Source organism: Paraburkholderia phytofirmans PsJN, from assembly GCF_000020125.1.
Taxonomy (GTDB): domain Bacteria; phylum Pseudomonadota; class Gammaproteobacteria; order Burkholderiales; family Burkholderiaceae; genus Paraburkholderia; species Paraburkholderia phytofirmans.
Genome location: NC_010676.1, coordinates 3,373,616 through 3,388,549, shown reverse-complemented (window position 1 = coordinate 3,388,549; position 14,934 = coordinate 3,373,616). Strand labels below are relative to the sequence as shown.

The 14,934-nt window shown below is 60.2% G+C and carries 16 protein-coding genes; 8 read left to right on the top strand and 8 right to left on the bottom strand.

Features of this window, described 5'->3' with window-relative positions:
- The first annotated feature begins 1,791 nt into the window (after positions 1–1,791).
- Complete coding sequence (locus tag BPHYT_RS34675) at positions 1,792–2,997, top strand: DNA-binding protein (RefSeq protein ID WP_012428792.1); 1,206 nt, start codon at positions 1,792–1,794, stop codon at positions 2,995–2,997.
- 71 nt (positions 2,998–3,068) lie between these two features.
- Here the strand turns inward: BPHYT_RS34675 and BPHYT_RS34670 are convergent, their stop codons facing one another.
- From BPHYT_RS34670 to BPHYT_RS34660, 3 genes are all read right to left on the bottom strand, one after another.
- The gene (locus BPHYT_RS34670) at positions 3,069–4,151 is read right to left on the bottom strand and encodes a tyrosine-type recombinase/integrase (RefSeq protein WP_012428791.1); all 1,083 of its coding nucleotides are present in this window, start codon (positions 4,149–4,151) and stop codon (positions 3,069–3,071) included.
- A 62-nt stretch (positions 4,152–4,213) separates the two neighbouring features.
- Positions 4,214–4,609, bottom strand: coding sequence for a DUF2471 family protein (locus BPHYT_RS34665; RefSeq protein WP_012428790.1), 396 nt, complete (start codon positions 4,607–4,609; stop codon positions 4,214–4,216).
- Positions 4,610–4,714: 105 nt separating this feature from the next.
- A complete protein-coding gene (locus tag BPHYT_RS34660; protein WP_012428789.1) occupies positions 4,715–5,353 on the bottom strand; it encodes a helix-turn-helix domain-containing protein in 639 nt (212 codons plus the stop codon).
- Between the two features lie 149 nt (positions 5,354–5,502).
- On the opposite strand from BPHYT_RS34660, the gene BPHYT_RS34655 reads away from it, so the two are divergent.
- Positions 5,503–6,702: a glycine C-acetyltransferase gene (locus BPHYT_RS34655; protein WP_012428788.1), complete on the top strand. Its 1,200-nt coding sequence runs from the start codon at positions 5,503–5,505 to the stop codon at positions 6,700–6,702.
- A 13-nt stretch (positions 6,703–6,715) separates the two neighbouring features.
- The gene (tdh, locus tag BPHYT_RS34650; RefSeq protein ID WP_012428787.1) at positions 6,716–7,747 is read left to right on the top strand and encodes an L-threonine 3-dehydrogenase; all 1,032 of its coding nucleotides are present in this window, start codon (positions 6,716–6,718) and stop codon (positions 7,745–7,747) included.
- A 97-nt stretch (positions 7,748–7,844) separates the two neighbouring features.
- Here tdh and BPHYT_RS34645 read toward each other — a convergent pair whose 3' ends face one another.
- Positions 7,845–8,495, bottom strand: a complete 651-nt coding sequence (locus BPHYT_RS34645) for a YceI family protein (protein ID WP_012428786.1) — start codon at positions 8,493–8,495, stop codon at positions 7,845–7,847.
- 108 nt (positions 8,496–8,603) lie between these two features.
- Between BPHYT_RS34645 and BPHYT_RS34640 the strand changes: the two genes are divergently transcribed.
- The 3 genes from BPHYT_RS34640 (at position 8,604) to BPHYT_RS34630 (ending at position 10,493) form a co-directional block, all read left to right on the top strand.
- Complete coding sequence (locus BPHYT_RS34640) at positions 8,604–9,269, top strand: TetR/AcrR family transcriptional regulator (RefSeq protein WP_012428785.1); 666 nt, start codon at positions 8,604–8,606, stop codon at positions 9,267–9,269.
- 13 nt (positions 9,270–9,282) lie between these two features.
- Positions 9,283–9,762 (top strand): nuclear transport factor 2 family protein, encoded by a 480-nt coding sequence (locus BPHYT_RS34635; RefSeq protein ID WP_012428784.1) that lies wholly within the window; start codon positions 9,283–9,285, stop codon positions 9,760–9,762.
- A gap of 212 nt (positions 9,763–9,974) precedes the next feature.
- A complete protein-coding gene (locus tag BPHYT_RS34630) occupies positions 9,975–10,493 on the top strand; it encodes a hypothetical protein (protein WP_012428783.1) in 519 nt (172 codons plus the stop codon).
- Between the two features lie 63 nt (positions 10,494–10,556).
- Here BPHYT_RS34630 and BPHYT_RS34625 read toward each other — a convergent pair whose 3' ends face one another.
- Together BPHYT_RS34625 and BPHYT_RS34620 are read right to left on the bottom strand one after the other, a co-directional pair.
- Positions 10,557–10,913, bottom strand: a complete 357-nt coding sequence (locus tag BPHYT_RS34625) for a superinfection immunity protein (protein ID WP_012428782.1) — start codon at positions 10,911–10,913, stop codon at positions 10,557–10,559.
- Positions 10,914–10,956: 43 nt separating this feature from the next.
- Entirely contained in the window at positions 10,957–11,232 is a 276-nt protein-coding gene (locus BPHYT_RS34620; RefSeq protein ID WP_012428781.1) for a hypothetical protein, read from the bottom strand.
- A 342-nt stretch (positions 11,233–11,574) separates the two neighbouring features.
- Between BPHYT_RS34620 and BPHYT_RS34615 the strand changes: the two genes are divergently transcribed.
- Both BPHYT_RS34615 and BPHYT_RS37745 read left to right on the top strand, forming a co-directional pair.
- On the top strand, positions 11,575–11,826 hold the full coding sequence (locus BPHYT_RS34615) for a hypothetical protein (protein ID WP_012428780.1): 252 nt from the start codon (positions 11,575–11,577) through the stop codon (positions 11,824–11,826).
- A 685-nt stretch (positions 11,827–12,511) separates the two neighbouring features.
- A complete protein-coding gene (locus BPHYT_RS37745; protein WP_012428779.1) occupies positions 12,512–12,697 on the top strand; it encodes a hypothetical protein in 186 nt (61 codons plus the stop codon).
- Between the two features lie 73 nt (positions 12,698–12,770).
- Here BPHYT_RS37745 and BPHYT_RS34610 read toward each other — a convergent pair whose 3' ends face one another.
- On the bottom strand, positions 12,771–14,018 hold the full coding sequence (locus tag BPHYT_RS34610; protein WP_012428778.1) for an ATP-binding protein: 1,248 nt from the start codon (positions 14,016–14,018) through the stop codon (positions 12,771–12,773).
- Entirely contained in the window at positions 14,002–14,742 is a 741-nt protein-coding gene (locus tag BPHYT_RS34605; protein ID WP_012428777.1) for a response regulator, read from the bottom strand. Before BPHYT_RS34605 ends, BPHYT_RS34610 begins: the two co-directional genes overlap by 17 nt.
- Positions 14,743–14,934: the final 192 nt, after the last annotated feature.

The window sequence follows — 14,934 nt, the reverse complement described above, 5'->3', positions numbered from 1 at the left end:
CGCTCACATGGCCGATCAAATCGAAGAACAAGTTTTGAGCATTATTTGGCAGGAGGACGGCTGCTCGTGAATGCAATCGCGAGACGCGGATACGCGAACCATCGAATCGATGCCGCCTCAATGAGCAACGCCCGGTACACGTGCGACGCCACGCGAAGAGCCCGCTGAGCACTGCTACAAGCGCCGGCCTGCGTTCATGGGCACGGCCCCATGCAAGGCCCCCGCGAAATCGCCATGCAGCCCCAAGTGCGTTCTCCATGCAGACGTCGAAAGCTTTCCAACCGCGTATCCGGCCCAGGCCGACAACGCCCGAGCTCACGCATCGATGCAACTACCACTTGTGCTACGGCGACGGATGGTGCCGACCAAGACATCTTGAGCCGACGGACTCCGCTGTCCTATCTCACGCCCCCCGAAAAACCTCACCTTTACGCTAGCCGAGCGCTCGAAACGACGCGGCCTTCAGCCGTGTTGTGCTCCAAAAGCACCAAAAATCAGTCCCGAAAAACCTCACCATGAGGCATCTGAGCGTATCCAATCAGTTCAATTATCAGCCCCCGAAAAACCTCACCTTTACAAGAGCGCAACAAAATATCTAATGATTTCAATGCTTTACATTTTCAATAATGCGACTCAAACTGCGAGATCTCCCGAAAACCCTCACCTCAACGCCCATTTCAATGAAATCGGAGCATTTCTGATCGCAGCCGCCGCGGTCCTGAAAAATCTCACCGTTTAACTTTTGCCCCGCTGAAGCGCGAACGGACTTGGCAACGTCAGCAGGGCTTTTCCGGCCGGTGGCAGCGACTTTCGTCCTGTATTTCCTCACCTTAATGATCGTTAAGCTCCCAAACGTCTCCCGAAAAACCTCACCTTTGACCCACAGCAGGCGCATTTTAAGGACGGCCGACGGCACGCAACACGACCTCCCGAATTTCCTCACCTTTGACGACCGGCGATCGACCAGATCATCTGCGTCGGGTACGGCTTTTCCGGCTGAAACCCACAGCCGCTCCCGCAAACCCTCACCTTAGGCATCGAAATGCACAGAAATAAGGCAAAAACGCCACCTCGGTCCCGTAAAGCCTCACCTTCGGTTCGCGTTTTCTCCTGACTTGGCTCACCAAAGGGGTTAACGAGCCCAAAATAAAGCCGAAAATGGGCGGACAAACGCGTCCCGAATGCGCTCACCTTCGCTCTGATCCGGCCTTGAGCTGACTTTCGAGCGCTGCCGGGCGATCCACGGCGTTCAGGTCCTGCAAAATCTCACCTTTGGCCAAGCCGCACTTTTGGGGTGGTTCCTGAACCCGCTCACGTTCTGTCCCGGACCCGCTCACCAAGGCCCCCGAACCTCATCACTCGACAATCCCGCAAGATCTCACCACCTCTCCCGCAAAGCTTCACCTCACCAAGCTGAAACCCTTGCCAGATAAGGCTTTGCCGTGGCGTTAACGTTTTTAACATGGGTTCAAAGGTGTTTACTTTTATTACTCTCTAGAATTTCCTCCCGCGCGTCCTTCGGACAAAGCTTGCAACCCAAACTGGCAACATGACGCGTTCGTGAAACAGTGCGCGATCGTTGAAAGGGCTCCAAAAACTCTTTCTTTACAAGACCTTATTGGCTATTCTTCGTTTTGTTTCACGGAAAAAACCAGCTAGGACAAATCCGCCGCCTCACGTTCGGCAGCAACACAGCGCGTTTCTACATTCCGTACCCTAGACCAACAAATACGTAGCAAACAGTACGTAAATTGTTATGATTCATCCAATTCGAGCGACATCGAGGTATACATGAATCTGGATCAGGAACGGCAAGCCATTCGAGACGAGCTCGAAGCGCTGCGAGCAAGGGGGGCACGGCGACAAGAGCTTTCGCTGCACGCATGCAAACGGCTGTTTTTTGATCTGGGAATTCGCCCGTCCATGGCTGCGGTTCGCGATCTAACCCAGACCGGCAGCGCGAGCGACATTCCAAAGGACATCGACCACTTTTGGGAACGCATCCGGAATGTCTCGCGTGTGAAAGTTGGCGCGGGCGCTATCCCGAAAGCACTTGAAGACCGAGCCGGCGAATTGCTGGGCGCCCTTTTTGAAGAAGCCGTTTCACATGCGCGCACCACGCTCGACGACGAGCGCCAGGAAATTCGTGCGCAAATCACCGCCGCTGACCAGCGCGCTCGAGAAGCGGAAATTCGCCAACAGGCGTCGGAAGACGCGATCAAGCGCAGCGAGTTGCGAGCAGAGACGGCTTGGGAACGCGTTCGCGCACTGGAAAGCGAGTTGTCGAGCGCGGCCACACACGGAAATGCTCACCAGGAAGGTTTACAGGCAACGGTACGCCGGCTCGAGCGCGAAAACGAAGCGCTTCGTCAACGGCTCGACAACGAATTCGCGAACAACGCAACGCTGCGGGACCGGATCGATGCACTGCACGTCGAATTGCGCCAAAGCACCGAACACTATGCGCAGCAGATCAAGGACGCCGTCGCCGAAGCCGAGCGGCGCGTCAAGCCGATGCTGGTCGAACTCGATTCCTTGCGTAGCATGGCGGCCACTTATCAGTCCGGGGTGCGCGACGCGAGCCGCAAGGAATTTGAGTTTATTCAGCAAATCGCCGCGGCCAAGGCGCGCGGCGACCGGCTCGACGCTCAACTGCGCGAGCAATCGGATGAAGTAGACAAGCTCACGAAAGAAGTCGCCGTTCTGCGTGCTCAGCAAGGGATCGATCCGGCGATTGCGAATCTTCTGTGCTCGCTAGTCGAAGCCGGCCGCTTGACGGGCGACGAATTAAAAGCGATTGGCACGGTGGCGGATGGTCACGTCGCCCTTCCTCTACGGTGCCCAAAATGTGAGGAAGGTGAGCCTGAACTGTCGCAAATGGATCACCGCTTCGAACTGCAATGTCCGGAGTGCGATCACTCGTCGGGCCTCGGCGAATCAAGGCTGGAGGCGGTTAGCCGGTTTCTGTCGAGCGACTCGATTGCCGCGTCGGCGTGAGGTTCGACGCGGTGCAATAGCAGATAAATTGCCAAAGGTGAGGAAATTCGGGACCCGAGAGGTGAGGAATTTCAGGAGTCGACGGCTCCCCTTTTCCTCGTCAAACGCCCGTCGCGTCTAGGTGTGGCTAAGGGCGGAACCGCCGGATCCGGAACGTCGGTGGCGGGAGAATCCTGATGATCCATCCAGTTTTGCCACGCTCGATACAGACGGTTCGCCGACACGGCCTGCACAAATCCCAGCCATTGCCCGACCAGTTCCGCCTCGACTCCACTTTCGAACAGATCCGCCGCGAACGTATTCCGCAATGTTTGCGGACTGGCACGCGATGCCCGCGATTCTGCGATTCCGGCTCCATCGATCAAGGCGTCGACCGCGCGCAGCATGGTCGCTTTATGCATGGGCCTTCCGGAAGGCGATGCGGGAAATACCAGGTTGCCCGCCAGTTCCGACAACCGCCGTTCCGCAAGCCACGCGTCGAGAATGGCTGCGGCGAAGGGCGCGAGCCGGGTGCGCCGTGTGAGCATCGGGTTAGCTGACTCGATCGTCACCCACGGCATTCCGGCATGCACGCAACTAACCGTAAGCGCTGCAGCTTCGCCCGTCTTCAATCCGCCACCTAGAAACACAGCGATCAAAGCGCGGTCGCGCCGCTCCCGCCAACGTTGCGCCGCGGACAAATCCGGCAGCGGCGAAAACAGATGCGCGATCAGCGCCGTTCGTTCAGCGTGGTTGAGAAAGCCGGTCGGCTCGTTATCGCGTGCGTTCCGCCACGCTGCTTCGCCATCCTGAGCAATGAAGCGCGCCGGATTGGTCGAAGCGGATTCGATTTCGCGCACATGATCGAGCACCCGTTCGATTAGCCTTAAATACCGCACCCTTTGGGTCTTTTTCACGTCGAGACCAGCGACGAACTCGGCAATCGCGTGAGCATCGACCGTGGCGAGACTTTTCTGGCGCACGCTCAGCCATTCGAGAAAAAGCCCCCATTGCGCCTGGTAGACTTCGGCGGAGGAACGGCGGAAATTCTGTTTGGCAAGCCAGGCGTCGAAAGCAATTTGCGGGTCGCGACGCCAGTCTTCACGTTGCTGATCGAAGAGATCCGTGGACGGCGCAGGACGAGGGACCGGGTCGGTCAGATGGGGAGGCGACATAAGCTATCTTTCTGTTAGTTGCACACATTGTAGGTGGCAACCGGTGGAAATGCAGCCCTCAGTCAGTCGCCCCAAGCGCGTGCGCGTTTGAGCGGCGCGGTCTCCGGCGGCTGCGCAGCGCGACGTGCGGCCTCTTCATAGGCGCTGACTGCGAACGCGAACACCGCCGGCAGTGCCGTGGACGTGCCGAAGTCCACAGCCTCGTCCGTTTCCGGATACGGCAGGTCGGACGGCCGTTGGAAAAGGCCCAGCATCACCGCGTCGTGCCGGCTGGCAAAGCCGAGATCGGCCAGCGCTTCGGCTTCGATGGCATGCAGTAAACGCCAGGTAAGCGGCACCTGCTGAACGATGTAGCGCGCAGCAATATTGCGCACGATGCGTTCGAGATCGCGCGCCGCGGTTTGATATCGCAGCGCGGCCAGAGCATGGTCGGTCGAGTCGGTTGTCAGGTTGTTCATGATCGGCTCCAGTCGATACCCTGTACTGTACAAATATACAGTGTTGGATGCAACCTCGGCCGAAGTGTCGATTCCGCCAACTGCTAGCCACGGTGCGCCGAAAAATCAGCCGTGAATCACCACTAGCAGCGCCTTCGCCTCGCCCTTTCCGGCGTTGCGGACCGCGTGCGGTTCGTCGGCGACGTAGCGCGCGGTGTCCGCGGCCTTCAGCCGTTTCGTCGTGCCGGCCGCCTCGATTTCGATCGACCCTTGCAGCACGGTCAGATGCTCGCGCGTGCCGGGTTCATGCGCGTTAGATACCAGCGCCCCGCCCGGTTGCAGCGTCAATTCGTACCATTCAAACTTGCCGGCCAACTCGATCGGTCCCCACACGCGCAACTGATACTTGGCGTCGTGTCCACTCAACGTGGGAATTTCATGCGGACCGGAGACGGCGATCGCTTCCGGCGTCTTCTGCGGCGCGAACAGCGAATCCAGGCTGACGCCGAGCGCGTTGGTCAGACGCCAGGCGACCGCGATGGTCGGATTGGCCTTGTCGCGCTCGATCTCCGAGAGCATCGATTTCGACACGCCGGCCGCGCGTGACAGATCGTCGAGCGTCATGCGCCGTTCGGCGCGCAAACGCTGAATCTGTTCGCCGACGCGCGGCGGCGCCGCGACCGCCGGTGCCGACGTTGCGCCTGAAGTGGGCGCCGCGTTGGCTGCGGCGCGGCGAATACCCGAACTTGCCATTTCCTGACCCATCGTTTAGAGTTTTTCGACATACCGGATTTTAGTTCGGAAAAACGAAAATATCCGATAAAACTGACAGCCGACTATAACAGGCCGCCTCGTGGTCGCACATGCCGAACACGCTGACACAGGCGCCATCACCCATCTCAGGAGTCTGGTTCATGCGTGACCTTTATCTCGCCCATCTGCGCGGCACACTCGAGCAGATTCGCGCTGACGGCTTTTACAAGAGCGAGCGCGTGATCGCCAGCCCGCAATCGGCCGACATTCGTCTGGCTAACGGCACGGACGTGCTGAATTTCTGCGCGAACAATTACCTCGGCCTCGCCGACGACGCGCGGCTGATCGACGCCGCCAAGCAAGGGCTCGACAACGACGGCTTCGGCATGGCGTCCGTGCGTTTCATCTGCGGCACGCAAACCGTGCATAAAGATCTCGAGCGCGCGCTCGCCGCGTTTTTGCAAACCGACGATTGCATCCTCTACTCGAGCTGCTTCGACGCAAACGGCGGCTTGTTCGAAACTTTGCTCGACGAAAACGACGCAATCATCAGTGACGAACTGAACCACGCGAGCATCATCGACGGCGTGCGGCTTTCCAAGGCGAAGCGCTTTCGCTACAAGAACAACGACCTCGCCGACCTCGAAGCCAAACTGATCGAAGCGAAGGCCGCCGGCGCGCGCTTCACACTGATCGCGACAGACGGCGTGTTCTCCATGGACGGCATCATCGCCAATCTCGCCGGCATCTGCGATCTGGCCGACCGTTACGGCGCGCTCGTGATGGTCGACGATTCGCACGCAGTGGGTTTTGTCGGCGAACATGGGCGCGGCACGCCGGAACATTGTGGCGTGCTGTCGCGTGTCGACATCATTACGGGCACGCTGGGTAAAGCATTGGGCGGCGCATCGGGCGGCTATGTGGCCGCGCGCAAGGAAATCGTTGAGTTGCTGCGTCAACGCTCGCGTCCCTATCTGTTCTCGAACACGCTGACGCCGAGCATTGCCGCCGCTTCGCTGAAAGTACTTGAACTGCTGGCAAGCGATGAAGGCGCGCAACTGCGCGCACGTGTGCGCGAAAACGGCGCGCACTTCCGCAGCAAGATGAGCGCGCTCGGCTTCACGCTCGTGCCCGGCGAACATCCGATCATTCCGGTCATGCTCGGCGACGCGCAACTCGCCTCGAAAATGGCAGACGCCCTGTTGAAAGAAGGCGTGTACGTGATCGGCTTCTCGTTCCCGGTGGTGCCAAAAGGCCGCGCGCGCATTCGCACGCAGATGAGCGCCGCCCATACGCCCGAGCAGATCGACCGCGCGGTGGATGCATTCGCGCGCGTCGGCCGCGAACTCGGCGTTATTTAATACGGAGGCGCACATGAAAGCATTGGCAAAACTCGAACGCGCTCCCGGGCTCACGCTTACGGACGTCAAGAAACCTGAAGTCGGCCACAACGACGTGATGATCCGCATCACGCGCACCGCGATTTGCGGCACCGATATTCACATCTGGAAGTGGGACGACTGGGCGCAAAAAACGATTCCTGTGCCGATGCACGTCGGTCACGAATACGTGGGCGAAATCGTCGAAATGGGCCAGGAAGTGCGCGGCTTTGCGATCGGCGATCGCGTGTCGGGCGAAGGACACATCACCTGCGGTTTCTGCCGCAATTGCCGCGCGGGCCGCCGGCATTTGTGCCGCAATACGGTGGGCGTCGGCGTGAATCGCGAAGGCGCGTTTGCCGAGTATCTGGTGATTCCGGCCTTCAACGCCTTCAAGATTCCTCCCGAGATTTCCGACGATCTCGCTGCAATTTTCGATCCGTTCGGCAACGCCACGCACACTGCGCTGTCGTTCAATCTGGTCGGCGAGGACGTGCTGATTACCGGCGCCGGACCCATCGGCATCATGGCGGTGGCGATCGCGAAACACGTCGGCGCGCGCAATGTCGTGATTACCGACGTCAACGACTATCGCCTCGAACTCGCGCGCAAAATGGGCGCGACGCGCGCGGTCAATGTCTCGCGCGAATCGTTGCGCGACGTGATGGCGGACCTGCACATGACCGAAGGTTTCGACGTTGGGCTGGAAATGTCAGGCGTGCCGAGCGCCTTTACTAGCATGCTCGAAGCGATGAACCACGGCGGCAAGATTGCGCTGCTCGGCATTCCGCCCGCGCAGACGGCGATCGACTGGACCCAGGTGATCTTTAAAGGCCTCGAAATCAAGGGCATTTATGGGCGCGAGATGTTCGAGACCTGGTACAAGATGGTTGCGATGCTGCAAAGCGGTCTGGATCTCTCACCGATCCTCACGCACCATTTCAAGGTCGACGATTATCAGGAAGCGTTCGCCACAATGCTCTCCGGCGAGAGCGGCAAGGTCATTCTCGACTGGACAGCCGCGTGAGTTAGCACGTACCGAACGTGCTGAACGTGCCTGAAGCGCGCAATCGTAGCAACGCGCGCACAGCGCAAACGCCTGGTTCCAAACGCCCGCACCGCGCTCACCCGCCTGCGGGCGTTTTAACGAACTCGGCCTGAATGCGCACATGAATATCATCACCAACGGCCGGATACCACGTCGCCAAACCAAACTTCGCGCGACTGAAATGGCCCTCGGCGGAAAAGCCGAGCGTGTCTTTTTTCGTGAGCGGATCGGGGGCAAAACCGTTGAAAGTGACGTCGAGCATGACCGGCTGCGTGACGCCGCGAATGGTCAGATCGCCAGTCAACGTGCCGCGCGATTCACCGGTGCGTTCAAAACGCGTGCTGACGAAGCGAATCTCCGGATAGCGCTCCACGTCGAGCATGTTGCCGCTCTTCACCATCTTGTCCAGCAACGGCACATTCGTATCGATGCTCGCGGCGTCGATCGTCACCGACGTCGTGCTCTTGTCCAGGCCGCCTTCGTTCCAGTCGAGTTCCCCCTTCTTGCGATCGAAGCGCGCCGTGAAGCGTGAATACTTGAAGTGATCGATGTCGAAGGTAATGCTGCAGTGATCCGGATCGATTTCGTAGCGGCCAGGCGGCACGCGCGTCTCGTTCTGGCTGACCGTATGCGTAAGCACCTGCACAGGCGTGCAGGCCATCGCCGTCAGTAGCGTTGCGCTGAGCATGGCGCGCGCGATCGTGGCGCGAAGAGTCAGTGTGCTCATGAAGTTCGTTCCCGTTGACCGATCGTGCACAAGATAGCAGGTCGCACCTTCCCGCTGCAAAAACGCAAAAGACTTGACGAGGGAGAATGATCGTTCTACTCTTCGTACATGGCTATCGAAACTCAAACTCAATCGGTCACACCCGGCAGCGCGCGCGAGCGGCTGCTGGACGCGGCTGAGGCGCTGATCTACGCCGGCGGCATTCACGCAACGGGCGTGGACGCGATCGTCAAGCAGTCCGGCACGGCGCGCAAAAGCTTTTACACGCATTTCGAATCGAAAGATGCGCTCGTTGCGGCCGCGCTCGACCGGCGCGATGAGCGCTGGATGAACTGGTTCATCGCCGGCACGCAACGGCATGGCAAGACGGCGCGAAAACGCCTGCTCGGCATGTTCGAAGTGCTGCGCGAATGGTTTGCATCGGAGGATTTTCACGGTTGCGCGTTTCTGAATGCATCCGGTGAGATTGCCTCCGCGGACGACCCGATCCGGATCGTCGCGCGCCATCACAAGGAACGCCTGCTGGCGTTCGTGCGAACCGAATGCGATGCATTCGCGGCGGAGTCGGAACTCGACACCCGCCGCGCGGCGCGCCTATCGCGTCAATGGCTGATCCTGCTCGATGGCGCCATTGCCGTGGCGCTGGTGAGCGGCGAGCCCGACGCCGCACTAGACGCGCAAGCTGCAGCCCAAGTCCTGCTCGACGCGCAGTGTGCGTGCGAGCCAGGCATACCGCCAAGCAAACGACCGCCATCCCGGCGAACCGCAACCTGACTGAGGAATTATCATGGCCGACACAATTGAAACCCGCCCGCCGCTGCCGCCCTTCACACGCGAAACCGCGATCCAGAAAGTGCGTGCCGCCGAAGACGGCTGGAATACCCGCGACCCCGAGCGCGTGTCGCTCGCCTACACCGTCGATAGCGTCTGGCGCAATCGCGCCGAATTCACGAAGGGTCGCGCGGAGATTGTCGGCTTGTTGCGCCGTAAATGGGCGAGAGAACTCGATTACCGTTTGATCAAGGAACTGTGGGCGTTCACCGATAACCGCATCGCCGTGCGTTTTGCCTATGAATGGCACGACGATTCGAACAACTGGTTCCGCTCGTACGGCAACGAGAACTGGGAATTCGACGAGCACGGGCTGATGGCGCACCGTCACGCAAGCATCAACGATATGCCGATCCGCGAAGCCGACCGTCTCTATCACTGGCCGCTCGGCCGCCGCCCCGACGACCATCCGAGCCTGTCCGATCTCGGTCTTTGACCCTCAGCGGACGAACGCGTGATGCGCGTTCACCGCTCTGCCATCGGTTCTCCGTTACTGTTGTGTCTGCGCTGCCGGCACGTCTTGTGCCCGCGCGTCCGAGCGTGTCCTCAACACCGCCTGTGCGGCTTGAGGTACAGTGCGCGACGGACGGCAAGTAAGCATACCCAGAACATAGATGACGCCGGCGCTCGACCGGTGGCGGAGAGGACATGCATTTTCGGCAGATCAACAAGAATATCCGGCGGACCGCAGCGGCGCTCGTTGCCAGCTTCGCCGCTGCATCCGCCGCGCATGCCGGCAACTGGTGTGAGGGCGGCGTATGGGTCGACGCCATGCTGGGTTCGTATCACATCAACCCCGACCCGAACACGCATTTCGAGCAGTTCAACCCGGGCCTCGGCGTCGAATGCTGGCTCAATAACCAATGGGCATTGACTGCCGGCGGCTTTCGCAACTCGTTGCGCCGGCCTTCCTACTACGGTGGCGGGGTATGGGCGCCGGAATTCGCGCACTGGGGCATTGTGCGGATCGCGGCCATCGGCGGGATTATCTCGGGCTATAACTACGGCAACTGGGGCTTGGGCCGCGACCACACGATCGGCCCGGTGGTCGCGCCGATCGTGATGGTCGAGTACAAGCGCGTCGGCGCGAACTTCATCGTGATTCCGCCAATTCCATCGGATGACCTTCCGTTCACCATTGGCTTTCAGTTGAAGGTGAAGTTCTAAACGAACTGTCGATACCCCGATAGCTTGCGGTCATCCGAAAACGCCAAGCAATCAGCAGCCGAGCTAAATTTTCCGCCGACTACTGCTCGCAGCAATGCGTGCAACGATCGGCACCACACGCGGATTTAACGCCGGGATCGAACTACCACGACACTCGGCCCGCGTAACGATTGAATCAATAGTGACTCGCGCCACCGCGCGCTGCGCCCGCTTGGCGAAATGCTTCAGACGACGATCGGTCACAGGATGCCGCGCCCAGATCAGCGCAGCGAACCAACCGATCACCGTCCATCCGAGCAGGATGTTCACCATGGTCACCGCAAAGGCGTCTTTCCGTTCTCTGGCGTCCGCAATCATTGCGGGCGCCAGATACAGCATCAGCGCACTCAGAACCGCTGCACCTTCGATAATCTTCAACATTTCGACACCTCGCTACCGCCTTGCTACGCACACGACCTTCAGATTAGTGACCTGCGTACACGCGGCCAAAAGACTGGTCCGGTTGACGGCTGCCGGATTCCGAAGACGACGTCACGACGCCACCGTACGAGCTATTGACTGAACCGACTGCGTCGTTGCGTTCTGCTGCGACGGTTTGCGCGCTTTGGCCGCGCTGCGAAGCCGGAGCGCCAACCGACGGACGATACGAAGGCGCCGGGCCGTAGCCGCTGGCATATGCCGGAGCAGCGAAAGCAGTGGTAGCTGCGACGAGCAAGGCTGCAAGAAGTTTGCTTTTCATGATGAACCTCCAATGCGATTTTTTTAGGAGCACCGCGAATCGGGTGAGACGCGCGCTGCTGACAAGATGCAGTTTAGATGGCGCCTATCTTTTTTCTATGCCGATAGGGTGAAATCACAGTTGCTACAAACCGAACAATGGGACGAAGCGTGGCCCATGGCCGGTCTCCTGTCATACCGGCACCAAGAAAGGCCGATTACGAATGGTCGACGGGTGGCCAAAAACCGCGCGTGCAACTCCAGCTAGACGGTGAAAACAGCGGATCGCCTGCGGTGATAGCATCCTGATGGGTAAGTCCGATAACGACGAAACGTGGACCCGGTCTACGCGTGGAGATTCGAAATGTCATCACGTATCGATAAGTCTTCGCTGGTGTTCGACAGCATCGAAAACGATGAGCACGACCGGTGCGTGGATCTGTTCCTGCGTTCGGACAGCACCTACGGATTTGAAGAGTTTCGCCGCGATGTTGAAGACGGCGGAGCCTGGACGCCAGTCCAATACTATTCGGGTGCTGTGTTTGCTTCGAAGAAAGAAGCACTGGACGCCGCGGTCAAAGCAGTCGTTTGGCTTGCCGATAGGGTCGCTCGTTGAGGTGAGCCGTTCCAGGATGGTGAGGAATTCCAGGAGATAGCGCCGCACGGTGAATGGTGAGGAATTCCAGGAGACGGCACCACTACGATCAAAGGTGAGGAATTCCAGGAGATCACTTCATGACGTTCAACGGTGAAGCTTTCCAGGAGGCGAACAGCTCAAACTCGCACAGAGGTGAGCAGTCCCAGGAGCGTGAGCCGCACCCTTAATCATAAACAAAAGACGTCAAGGTGAGCCGTTCCAGGAGATAACGCGGCAAAAGGTGAGCGATTCCAGGAGGTGAGTCATCGTCGCGCTGAGTTCGCACCGAAGATAAGGTGAGGATTTCCAGGGAGTTCTATTCATAGCGCCAACGGTGATGCATCAAACGCCGAGGCGCCTCACCTCGAAGCGCATCGACGCTGCGTCGATACCGCCCATCTGCTTACATCGTCTTCCATATACAAACAAAGCGTGAACGTATCAGCTCGCCCGCGCGACGCTGCAAAAAGCCGCGTCGTCCGCGCCATCGGGCGACACGCCCGCTCACGCGTTTCGCGGCAAGCGCCATTTACCGCCGAGCTTGTAACGGCTTCGTAAAACAAGATCTTTCGCGGCTTGATAAGTTGCGCATGACACGCAACGTCGTCACTCCAGGCACGGACCACGACGTGACGTGACCATAGACTCATCGAAGGGAGAAAGCATGAAGAAGTTATTGGCAATCGCGACGCTGGCCGCTTTGAGCGCAACCTTGAGCGGATGCTGGTGGGGACCGCCGCCGGGTTGGGGCGGCGGCGGTCCAGGTCACGGTGGTCCCGGCGGCGGCCCCGGTGGGGGAGATGGGCCTCATGGCGCGATCGTCGTTCCCGGCAACGCCGCTCGAGCCTGACCGTTGCACGCCGCGCGTTGAATTCACGCACGGCAATCGTGCGAACAACTCGTCTACGCAACTACGCGAGCAACTATGCCGGAAACGTCATCGACACCACGAACCCGCCGTCGGCCGCATTATCCGCATGAAAAGCGCCGCTGTTATAGCGCACCAGACGACGAACGATCGCAAGGCCCAAGCCACAATGCGCATCGCCGCTGCGTGCTTCGTCGAGCCGCACAAAGGGCTGCAGCGCGCGGTCGAGCTGACCGCCGGGAATGCCGCCGCCGTGATCGCGCACCTCGAGCGTAAAGCGGCCGTTATGCCGCGACGTCGAGATTTCCACCGCCGGTTCGCCATACGTGAGCGCGTTCTCGATCAGGTTCGTCAGAATCCGGTCGAGGTCGACGAGCGGCAACTCGAACCCGTCGCCGGCATGCAGATTCAGACGCACGAGTGCATCGTCGGCGAGACTGTCGCCGTAATGACGGCGGCAATGCGCGTCGACATTGGTACGCGGCGAGGAGTCCGCGGTCTCGCGCGCAAAATCCAGAAACTGCGTGACGATGCGCGACAACGACTCCGCATCGCGCAAAAAGCCGCGACGGTTCGCTTCGTCGGGCAGCAGATCGGCGCGCACCTGCATGCGCGTAATCGGCGCGCGCAAATCGTGCGCCACGCCAGCGAGCATCACCGCGCGTTCCTGGCCGGCCTGCGCGAGCTCATGCACCATCTGGTTGAAGTCGCCGATCAATTCCTTCAACTCGCGCGGACCGCTCGCCTCGACGACCGGCGCGCGATGGTCGATGCGGAATTCGCGTGCCGCAAGCGCGAGCCGATGTAAGGGCCGCTGCAAATGCCAAGCGCCAACCAACGCGATGATCACGGCGAGCACTAGCATCGTTGCCGATGCGCCGAGAAAGCGCCGTGCGGGCAGCATCGAATTCCGCAGTTTGAGCCAGTCCGGGTAGCCCGCGTAATGCACCCACACCGTGCCGTCATCGGCGTCGGCCACCACCTGGCTGCCGGTCGGCAACTTCGCGCGCAGGTCGCGTTCGAATGGACCCGACGTGTTCTCACATGGCGCGGGACAGCCCGCCGCGATCACATCGCCCGCCTTGACATACGACACGCCGAGTATCGCCGAAACGTGCGACGCGGCCAGTGCGCCGTCGTGTTCGGCCTGCACCGCCAGAAGCAGCGCCTGCCGCGCGTGCCCCGTATCGATCTGCCCGCGCTCACGGTCCACGAGCAGCAGGGCGGTGATGTGCACCAGCACGATCAGGCTCACCGTCATCAACGAGAGCCGGCCAAACAGTGTGTTAAAGGGATTGGTCATCGTCACTGCCGCCTGGCACGAACATGTAGCCGGTGCCGCGTAGGGTCTGAATCAGGCGCGGATTGGCCGGATCCTCTTCGAGCAGACGGCGCAGGCGCCACACCGGCACGTCGATACCGCGTTCGGTCACTTCCGAATACGGGCCGTGCAGCAGATCGACGAGCTTCGAGCGCGACAGTGTTTCCATTGGATGCAGGGCGAGCACTTCAAGCAACGCGTATTCACTACCGGTCAGCTTGAGCGGCTCGTCGTCGCGAAACAGCGTACGGCTCGCGAAATCGAGCCGGAAGCGGCCGAAGCGCAACGGCTCGCGCTTCTCGACCGGCGCTGCCGCGGCAGGCGCCGGTTGCGCATGCCGGCGCAGCACGGCATGAATGCGTGCGAGCAATTCCTGCGGCATGAACGGCTTGCCGAGATAGTCGTCGGCGCCGAGTTCGAGACCGACCACGCGATCCACGCCGTCGGCGCGCGCGGTCAGCATGATCACGGGAATCGTGTCGCCGTTGGCGCGCAATTGCTTGAGCGCGCTGAGTCCGTCGATGCCCGGCATCATCAGATCGAGCACGATGATGGACGGGCGCTCGCGTTCGAGCCGGCGAGCCAGGTGATTGGCGTCGTGCAGTACCGACATCTCGATGCCGCGCTGCTGGAAGAAAGTTCGGAGCAGGTCGCGAAGGTCGGCGTCGTCGTCGACCAGTAAAACCTGGATGGGCGTGTCTGACATGGCTGGGCCCTGATCGATGAGGACATTTGACTGACGGCGTTTGCGCGCGCCTGTCACTCGTCGAAATATATCGAATCGCGCCGCGCCGACGGTTTCAGGTTCTTAACCGTGCTTACAGTTTATTACGGCAGCGGCGCCAGTTCGAGTGGCCGGCGCGAATTGGCGCGTCCCTTCACGCCCTTTCACGCGACT

Coding starts and splice junctions, on each gene's coding strand:
- BPHYT_RS34675 (WP_012428792.1), top strand. CDS start 1,792: ATGAATCTGGATCAGGAACGGCAAGCCATTCGAGACGAGCTCGAAGCG.
- BPHYT_RS34670 (WP_012428791.1), bottom strand. CDS start 4,151: ATGTCGCCTCCCCATCTGACCGACCCGGTCCCTCGTCCTGCGCCGTCC.
- BPHYT_RS34665 (WP_012428790.1), bottom strand. CDS start 4,609: ATGAACAACCTGACAACCGACTCGACCGACCATGCTCTGGCCGCGCTG.
- BPHYT_RS34660 (WP_012428789.1), bottom strand. CDS start 5,353: ATGGGTCAGGAAATGGCAAGTTCGGGTATTCGCCGCGCCGCAGCCAAC.
- BPHYT_RS34655 (WP_012428788.1), top strand. CDS start 5,503: ATGCGTGACCTTTATCTCGCCCATCTGCGCGGCACACTCGAGCAGATT.
- tdh (WP_012428787.1), top strand. CDS start 6,716: ATGAAAGCATTGGCAAAACTCGAACGCGCTCCCGGGCTCACGCTTACG.
- BPHYT_RS34645 (WP_012428786.1), bottom strand. CDS start 8,495: ATGAGCACACTGACTCTTCGCGCCACGATCGCGCGCGCCATGCTCAGC.
- BPHYT_RS34640 (WP_012428785.1), top strand. CDS start 8,604: ATGGCTATCGAAACTCAAACTCAATCGGTCACACCCGGCAGCGCGCGC.
- BPHYT_RS34635 (WP_012428784.1), top strand. CDS start 9,283: ATGGCCGACACAATTGAAACCCGCCCGCCGCTGCCGCCCTTCACACGC.
- BPHYT_RS34630 (WP_012428783.1), top strand. CDS start 9,975: ATGCATTTTCGGCAGATCAACAAGAATATCCGGCGGACCGCAGCGGCG.
- BPHYT_RS34625 (WP_012428782.1), bottom strand. CDS start 10,913: ATGTTGAAGATTATCGAAGGTGCAGCGGTTCTGAGTGCGCTGATGCTG.
- BPHYT_RS34620 (WP_012428781.1), bottom strand. CDS start 11,232: ATGAAAAGCAAACTTCTTGCAGCCTTGCTCGTCGCAGCTACCACTGCT.
- BPHYT_RS34615 (WP_012428780.1), top strand. CDS start 11,575: ATGTCATCACGTATCGATAAGTCTTCGCTGGTGTTCGACAGCATCGAA.
- BPHYT_RS37745 (WP_012428779.1), top strand. CDS start 12,512: ATGAAGAAGTTATTGGCAATCGCGACGCTGGCCGCTTTGAGCGCAACC.
- BPHYT_RS34610 (WP_012428778.1), bottom strand. CDS start 14,018: ATGACCAATCCCTTTAACACACTGTTTGGCCGGCTCTCGTTGATGACG.
- BPHYT_RS34605 (WP_012428777.1), bottom strand. CDS start 14,742: ATGTCAGACACGCCCATCCAGGTTTTACTGGTCGACGACGACGCCGAC.